At 42.7% G+C, this 651-nt stretch carries 1 pseudogene; it reads left to right on the forward strand.

What is annotated here, in order from left to right:
- A pseudogene (locus SANK73390_RS09720) lies at positions 1-247 on the forward strand (IS110 family transposase); the annotation flags it as partial.
- Positions 248-651 lie beyond the last annotated feature (404 nt).

A 651-nucleotide genomic window follows, 5' to 3' on the forward strand; every position in this document is an offset into this window, starting at 1 on the left:
AACTAAGCGTGGCGATGGGTATCTTAGAAAACAACTTATTCACGGCGCTAGAACCGTTGTAGCTCATGCTAATAAGAAAAATGATGATTTGAGTCGTTGGATCACTGAGCTTAAACAGCGACGAGGTCATAACAAAACAGTTGTTGCTACTGCACATCGCCTAGCAAGGCTGATGTGGATATTATTACAGAAAAACACACCTTATCAGCCCCAATTTACGCAACAAGGCGGTACACATAATGTTTGATTTTTTCTATCTTTGGTTGTTAGGTAAGCTCGTTCGAGACAAGGGCAACCAGCCCGAGTGGGTGTTGTGAGCACCTAGCAACCCTTTATCACTGCTTATTTTTATTGATGAACAAAGGCCAGCGCCTGCCTGCATCTATCCCGTTATGGGCACGGCCATACAGGCCGAGTGAGTGAATTACTTTTTAGGGAATGCAGGCTCGAAGCTCATTAGGGGCACTGCTAAATGCAGTTAAGCCCGAATATATGTCAGAGCAGCGTTTTACATTGCACAACTGGTTGATTCAAAACTAAAAGTTAAGCAGGTAAATAATATAAGAAAGGCACGAGGCGACTAAAAAGTCACCTCGATTGGTTAGTATTGTTTGACAAAGGCTGAGCGTCCATATATGTCTTGTTTATTTT

The sequence above is a fragment of the Pseudoalteromonas sp. SANK 73390 genome, assembly GCF_054966645.1.